10 protein-coding genes are annotated in these 5,999 nt (G+C 24.7%); 3 read left to right on the forward strand and 7 right to left on the reverse strand.

What is annotated here, in order from left to right; all coding sequences use genetic code 11:
- The 3 genes from HGPT_RS09215 to HGPT_RS07575 form a co-directional block, all read right to left on the reverse strand.
- On the reverse strand, positions 1 to 768 hold a 768-nt coding region (locus HGPT_RS09215; protein ID WP_040542879.1), incomplete at its 3' end, for a hypothetical protein.
- Positions 722 to 1,072: a hypothetical protein gene (locus HGPT_RS07570; RefSeq protein WP_218914863.1), complete on the reverse strand. Its 351-nt coding sequence runs from the start codon at positions 1,070 to 1,072 to the stop codon at positions 722 to 724. The genes HGPT_RS07570 and HGPT_RS09215, both read right to left, overlap by 47 nt.
- 10 nt (positions 1,073 to 1,082) lie before the next feature.
- A complete protein-coding gene (locus HGPT_RS07575; RefSeq protein WP_019139236.1) occupies positions 1,083 to 2,165 on the reverse strand; it encodes a hypothetical protein in 1,083 nt (360 codons plus the stop codon).
- 123 nt (positions 2,166 to 2,288) lie between these two features.
- Here HGPT_RS07575 and HGPT_RS09085 point away from each other — a divergent pair, with 123 nt between their 5' ends.
- The 3 genes from HGPT_RS09085 (at position 2,289) to HGPT_RS07585 (ending at position 3,600) form a co-directional block, all read left to right on the forward strand.
- A complete protein-coding gene (locus tag HGPT_RS09085) occupies positions 2,289 to 2,456 on the forward strand; it encodes a hypothetical protein (RefSeq protein WP_019139237.1) in 168 nt (55 codons plus the stop codon).
- A 274-nt stretch (positions 2,457 to 2,730) separates the two neighbouring features.
- Positions 2,731 to 3,042 carry a C40 family peptidase gene (locus HGPT_RS10195; RefSeq protein ID WP_245544200.1) on the forward strand — a complete coding sequence of 104 codons (312 nt, stop codon included), beginning with the start codon at positions 2,731 to 2,733 and terminating at the stop codon, positions 3,040 to 3,042.
- A gap of 15 nt (positions 3,043 to 3,057) precedes the next feature.
- A complete protein-coding gene (locus HGPT_RS07585; RefSeq protein ID WP_019139239.1) occupies positions 3,058 to 3,600 on the forward strand; it encodes a PH domain-containing protein in 543 nt (180 codons plus the stop codon).
- A 43-nt stretch (positions 3,601 to 3,643) separates the two neighbouring features.
- On the opposite strand, the gene HGPT_RS07590 is transcribed toward HGPT_RS07585, so the two are convergent.
- From HGPT_RS07590 to HGPT_RS07605, 4 genes are all read right to left on the reverse strand, one after another.
- Complete coding sequence (locus HGPT_RS07590) at positions 3,644 to 4,060, reverse strand: hypothetical protein (RefSeq protein ID WP_019139240.1); 417 nt, start codon at positions 4,058 to 4,060, stop codon at positions 3,644 to 3,646.
- On the reverse strand, positions 4,041 to 4,685 hold the full coding sequence (locus HGPT_RS07595; protein WP_155799246.1) for a hypothetical protein: 645 nt from the start codon (positions 4,683 to 4,685) through the stop codon (positions 4,041 to 4,043). The genes HGPT_RS07590 and HGPT_RS07595 overlap by 20 nt, the downstream gene beginning before the upstream one ends.
- Before the next feature lie 121 nt (positions 4,686 to 4,806).
- The gene (locus HGPT_RS07600) at positions 4,807 to 5,172 is read right to left on the reverse strand and encodes a hypothetical protein (protein ID WP_155799247.1); all 366 of its coding nucleotides are present in this window, start codon (positions 5,170 to 5,172) and stop codon (positions 4,807 to 4,809) included.
- Positions 5,173 to 5,203: 31 nt separating this feature from the next.
- Positions 5,204 to 5,839 (reverse strand): hypothetical protein, encoded by a 636-nt coding sequence (locus tag HGPT_RS07605; protein ID WP_019139243.1) that lies wholly within the window; start codon positions 5,837 to 5,839, stop codon positions 5,204 to 5,206.
- Positions 5,840 to 5,999: the final 160 nt, after the last annotated feature.

Raw genomic sequence — 5,999 nt, forward strand, 5'->3', positions numbered from 1 at the left:
ATTTTCATCTATAAGTTTTTTTGCTTGTTTTTTATAGGATTCAACATCCTTATCTAAAAGATCAACTTTTGATTCAAAATCTTCTTTAAACTTATTCAAATCTTCTTGCGTTTTTATATTTTCTAAACTTGAATAAAATTCCTTTTTTTCAAGTTCTGTGAATTTAGAATTAGAAATTTTTTCTTTTAATTCCATTTTATCTTTTTTAAATTGAAATAATGCTTTTTGTGACGATTTTTTAGCCATTTCTAGATGGTTTTCTAAACTTTTTACAGTATACATTCTACTAATGGAATTTATATCTATATCTTTTGACGGATAATCAAATAATTCTAAAATTCCGTCTCTAACTTTATCTTTAGTCAAATCAAAAATATACTTAGTGATTTTATCTTCTAGTGTATATAATTCTGTTATACTTGAAAGTTCATTAATTTCTTCTTTAAATTCTTCCTTTTTATTTGTGCCTAAAAACTTAGATTCATCAACAATTTTTATAAGATCTGCTTTTCTACTCTTTAAAATTTCACTTTCAGATGATGTCCTAAAAGTTTCTCTTTTATTATCTACTGTTGAATTAATAGAGTTTATTTCAGAAGCAGTCTTGCTATTATCAATTTGTTCATAAAATTCATTTTTTTCATTAAAGGATAATGCTCTATTTGAATTACTAACTTTTCTTATAGCATCTCTTCTTTCTTTAGAAAGACCACCTGGAAAATCAATTGTTACTGAAAAAATCATTATAGTATTGATTTTTAAATTCAAAAGTAACGCTTTTTGGATCGTTATCTAAATAAAAAGGTATTCTAATGTTACCAACTCTATCTGCTAGGACTTCACCATTAGCACTTTGTGAAGAATTATAATTATATGTTACTTTAGAGTTAGGAGGAACATTTGAAAAATAGACATTAAACCTATTGATTATTCCTTTTTCTTTTTCATATCTTGCTTCTATTTTCATATCTTTTTTTTCGGAGACTTTCATTTCAAGCTCTTCTTGTCTTCTTGCGTAATCTCCTTTATCGTTCTTTTGTCTAATATAAAAAGTTGTATCTTTTTCTGCCATTGGTAACCTATTAAAAAATCCAATATGCTTCTTTTGCATTTTCATTAATTCTTATAGAATTAGATGCTTGTGAATCAACACCATGACCGAAAGTCTTTTTTAACTTCCATTCATCAATTTTTTTATACTGTTCTTCTTTTTCTAACGGATCATATATCTTTTCATATTCTTTTCTTTCTATTCCAGCATTTTCTAAAAATTGCTTAGGCTGAATAGAATATAAAGGCAAGTCTTTAGCATCGTAGTTTTTACCAGATTCTATAGTTGTTGTAATATGATGAAATATATCATCATTAGCATCTCTTGAACTTTGAGATATGTTTGACTTAACGGCTATAACTTTAATTGCTTTAGGGTTTTTGTGTTCAACTATATATGGAGCATATCCTGATGCAACAATAGTCGCTTTTCCATCAGTTTTTTTATCATATTCTAGCTCAATTTCTTTAAATCTTACAAAATTTCCTTTTGCCGATAAATCTTTATCTTTATGACCTTCAAATACACCAAAAATATTTTCTGTATAAGCCTTTATCGTATCAGCGTTTCCAGTAAATCCTTGTAACTCTGCTAATATGTCTCCCCTTTTATCTTCATTATATCTTTCTTTATCCCATGTCATTTTAGGTTTAGAAAAAGATTTAGGAAGAATTACTGTAAAGGAACGTGAGCCATTTTCCCAAGTTGTGTATGTGTACTCTCCAAATCTTCTGGAATACCCAGTTTTTTCTACTCTTTCCCTAAAATAAATTGTTCCTGTTGCTCGTTTATAAACATTTTCATTGAGCCTTTTATCTTTAAAGGTAGCAGATGATCCATTTTTATAATCTCCATCAAACTCAATACCTGTTATATAAACATCACCACTAACATATTCTCGCCCATCAATGTAGGCATTAACTAAGCCATTTTTTTCAACTCCAGAATCTCTTGTTATTTGATATCCTGCATTTTCAATCTTCCATTTACTAATTTCGTTTTTATTTGCGTTTCCTGAAGAATTATCAAAATTCTTTTTGCTTGCAAAAACACTTATTGGTGTTAATATACACAAAATTAGTAAAAACATAGTAAGTTTTTTAATTGTTTTCATAATATTACCTCCATTCAGTATATAACATACCTAAAAACCATATTTTTTTGATTATTTTTAATAAAATCTTAAAATTTTAATTTTAATAGGTATATTCATCTAAGAAAGAGGTGAAAACAAAAATTGCAAATATCAAAAATTAAAAAATTGAAAAACAAAAAGATTCCCATGATTATTCTTTCTTTTACCATGTTCAGCATGCTTAATTCTGTTTATGCTGAAAGTTATACAGATAATTACACAGATATAAAAGAACCTATTTCTGATGATAGTTATGTAGTTTTTTATTAATGAAGAGTATGACTATAGTAATAATGATGAGTATGACGTTGAGAAGGATGATAATATTAATGTTAATGGTTTTTTTACTGATGAAATAAATATAAAAGATACTAATGAAATATCTGTCGATAATTCAGATACTATTGATCTTATAGATGAAAATAGTAATCTTTTTAACGCTATAAAAACTATTGAAGACAAAGAAAGTTATTATATAAATTTTAACGATAATATTAGGAAAATAGTTTTACAAAAAGCATTTTCTCAAATAGGTATTCCATATATTTGGGGTTCATCAAATCCTGGATTTTCTTTTGATTGCTCTGGGTTAACTACTTACGCTTATAAAGAAGCAGGAATTTTATTGCCAAGAACTTCATATAACCAAGCTTTAGTAGGTAAAACTATATCTTTAAACGAAGCGAAAGCAGGAGATCTTTTATTCTTCGGTAAAAATGGAGTTTCACATGTTGGAATCTATACAGGTAATTATACTATGGTACACGCTTCTCCTTCAAAAGGTGTATGCTATGTTAATCTAAATGAATATAATATGGGAAACTTTAGATTAGCAAAAAATATTATTGATTTTTAAGTTGTTGTGGTTTAAATGAAAAAATATAATAATTATGCAGATATTTTACAAGTAATAAAAGATACGGATTCTTTTTTTAATATCGGTGCTAGAAAAGAAGTAAAATATCTCCCTAACATACTAAGAGATGACGAAGAAATCTACTACATAACAAGTGGAAGACTTCAAGGGAACACTTGGTTAATAACTTGTACCAACAAAAGATTGTTATTTCTTGACAGAGGCCTTTTTTTTGGCACAAAGACAAAAGAATTTAGGTTAGAAAAAATAAATGGTGTTTCATACAGTCAAAACTTAATCTGGGGAGTAATAAATATTGAACATGGTGGAAATGGTTTCACTATAGGTGGTGTTAAAAAAAGAACAGTAAAAAAAATGACAGAAGCCATACAAAAAGCAATAGAAGAATATTTTGATGATAGCTTATCCGAAAACGACAAATATTATTATAAAAATGATAATTTTACACAAATTAAAAGATATAAAGAACTTCTTGATTTAAATATAATTACAGAAGAAGAATTTTTGAAAAAGAAATTTGAATTGCTTGATTTATAACGTTATCTTTACGATAGCGTTATTTTTGTTAAAAAAAACGGGCCTATCGGCCCATATTTTCATATCTATTATCCATAACATCATCTAATATATTTAAAAACTTTTTTTCTTTAACTTTAAACATTTCAAAAAATAAGTCTTCTTCTTTTGAAGAATTTTTTTCATCAAAGATTGCTAAAAGTTTTTTATCGGTATTTTTCCTTTCCTTATTTTTTAATGCCTTATAATAATCTGGATTTTCTATTTTCATATATTTGGTAAAAGCACTTACTGAAACATTCCTTGTATATCTTGACGTGTCTTCAAGATCTTTTTTCAAATGATTATTTTCTATTTTTAAGTTTTTGTATTTTCTTTGAAGTTTTCTATAATCATCAACTAAAGATTTTACATCACCATTATATGTGATTGTTTGGTGTTTTATTTTATTTGTTGAAACACTATTTTTTTGTCCTCTCATCCATATCACCTTTTTCTATTTCATATAATTTATCTTGAATTTTTTTAGTTATGTTTTCTTTAAAATCTTTTTCTTGCCCGTATTTTATATTATCATCATCCACTATAACAAAAGGAACTAATACTATTTTGCCAAATTCTCTTTCTATATTTCTAATATGTTCTAAATCTTCTAAATTATCAAATGAATAAACATTATAATTTAAATTAACTAGATTAAGATTATTTTTTAAGTTAATACAATAGTCACAGTCTTTTCTTGTTACAAGTTCTATTTTTAAAAGATCATCTGGTAGCTCCGTTTTACCTGCCTTATTTAAAAGAGTTTTGTTTTTAGAAAATAATAAATTTGTTTTTAAAGCTTTCATATCTATATTAAGGTTATTATTGACTGTTAAAAAAAACTTATAATCTAAATCATTTTCTGCTACTAGTGAATTATATGTTAATATCAAATTTAATTTCTGACACCTTTTATATCTATTTAAATAATCTTTGGATTTATAACTTTCTTCATAGATTCTTTTAAACATTTCTTTGTTTTTTAAATTATCTGCATTATTTGAAAGATAAGTCTCACTCACTTGATCGTAATAAGCTTCTATCTTTTCAAAATAGCTTTCCACTCTCTCTCTTTTTATATTATTAGTTCTGGAATATTCTATATAATTTAAAGAAAAGAATATTGTGAAACACAATAGAGGTAATAAAAAAATAAGAATTTTTAAAAATTTTTTCAAAATTAATTCACCTTACTTTTTTTAAAGGATAAAAAAAGGAATAATCCTTATTGTAAAGATTTAAATAACCTATATAATCCTTATTTGTTGTATTGTTATTGTAATTTTTATCTATAATTAACTTCTTTTTTAATTCACATCCTGAAGGTATATATATACTTTCACAAACTTCAGCTTTTCTATTAATAAATGGAATTTTACTTATATTAAAGTATTTTTCGTCATAAATATCTTTTTCAAGTCTATATTTTCCTGGATTCTTATCTAAAAGACTATTACAGGCATTTTCAAAATCTTTTTTATTTTCAACTATATATATAAGATTTTTGCATTTTAAAATATAATTGTAGTTTTCTTTATCATTTCTAGTCATATAAATAGTTTTAATATTTTGAGTTAATTTTTTAGGAAGAGTATTCTTTACATAAATCTGATCTTTTTTTAGAATAATAACCTTTTTGTTCAAACAAGTTGTTTAAAACCTCATTTTCCTTTAAAATATATGAGGTTAAAATAAATAAATCTTTTATAGTAGTTTCGTTCATCATATTATTATGCTCATATTCAAACAAAGTAGAATTTTTATTTATTTCTTTTAAAGAATATATTTTGGTATTTGTCATTTTATTATAAATATATGAATTTTTGATTTCTTTTAAAAGTTTTTCTTCTGTAAAATATTTAATTAATATATTCTTAGAAGATTCTTTATCATAATATATAAGGTTTCTAATATGATTTACCAAAGGTTCTCCTTCTATTAAATCCTCCATATCTATTTCTTTATTTTCAGTCATTTCTATTAAAGAATTAATAAGAAGAAGGTCAATAGCAACATTTGTATATATTTTTTTGTCTTCATTACTAGATTCAAAAATTAAATTGGTAAAATTGTCGCCTAAGATAAAAGACTCTTTATCTATTTCAAATTCCATAGAATATACTGGATTAAAAATAGATAAAACAATTATTAAAATCGAAAAAGAAAATTCTATTATTTTTATATTAGTTATATGCGTACTATGTTTTTTTATATACAAGTTCTATTGACCTCCTTTCACTTTTTATATACCTTAAAAAAAGACTTTTTTATTTCGAATAAAAATTATTTTTCGACTTCAAACATCTGATTTTCATTAGTCGTTTCCTTCGGATTTTCTTCTTTTTTATTTGTAGGTTCATCTTTAGCATTATTACTTT

Origin of the sequence: Peptoniphilus timonensis JC401 (assembly GCF_000312025.1) — a bacterium.
Taxonomy (GTDB): domain Bacteria; phylum Bacillota; class Clostridia; order Tissierellales; family Peptoniphilaceae; genus Peptoniphilus_A; species Peptoniphilus_A timonensis.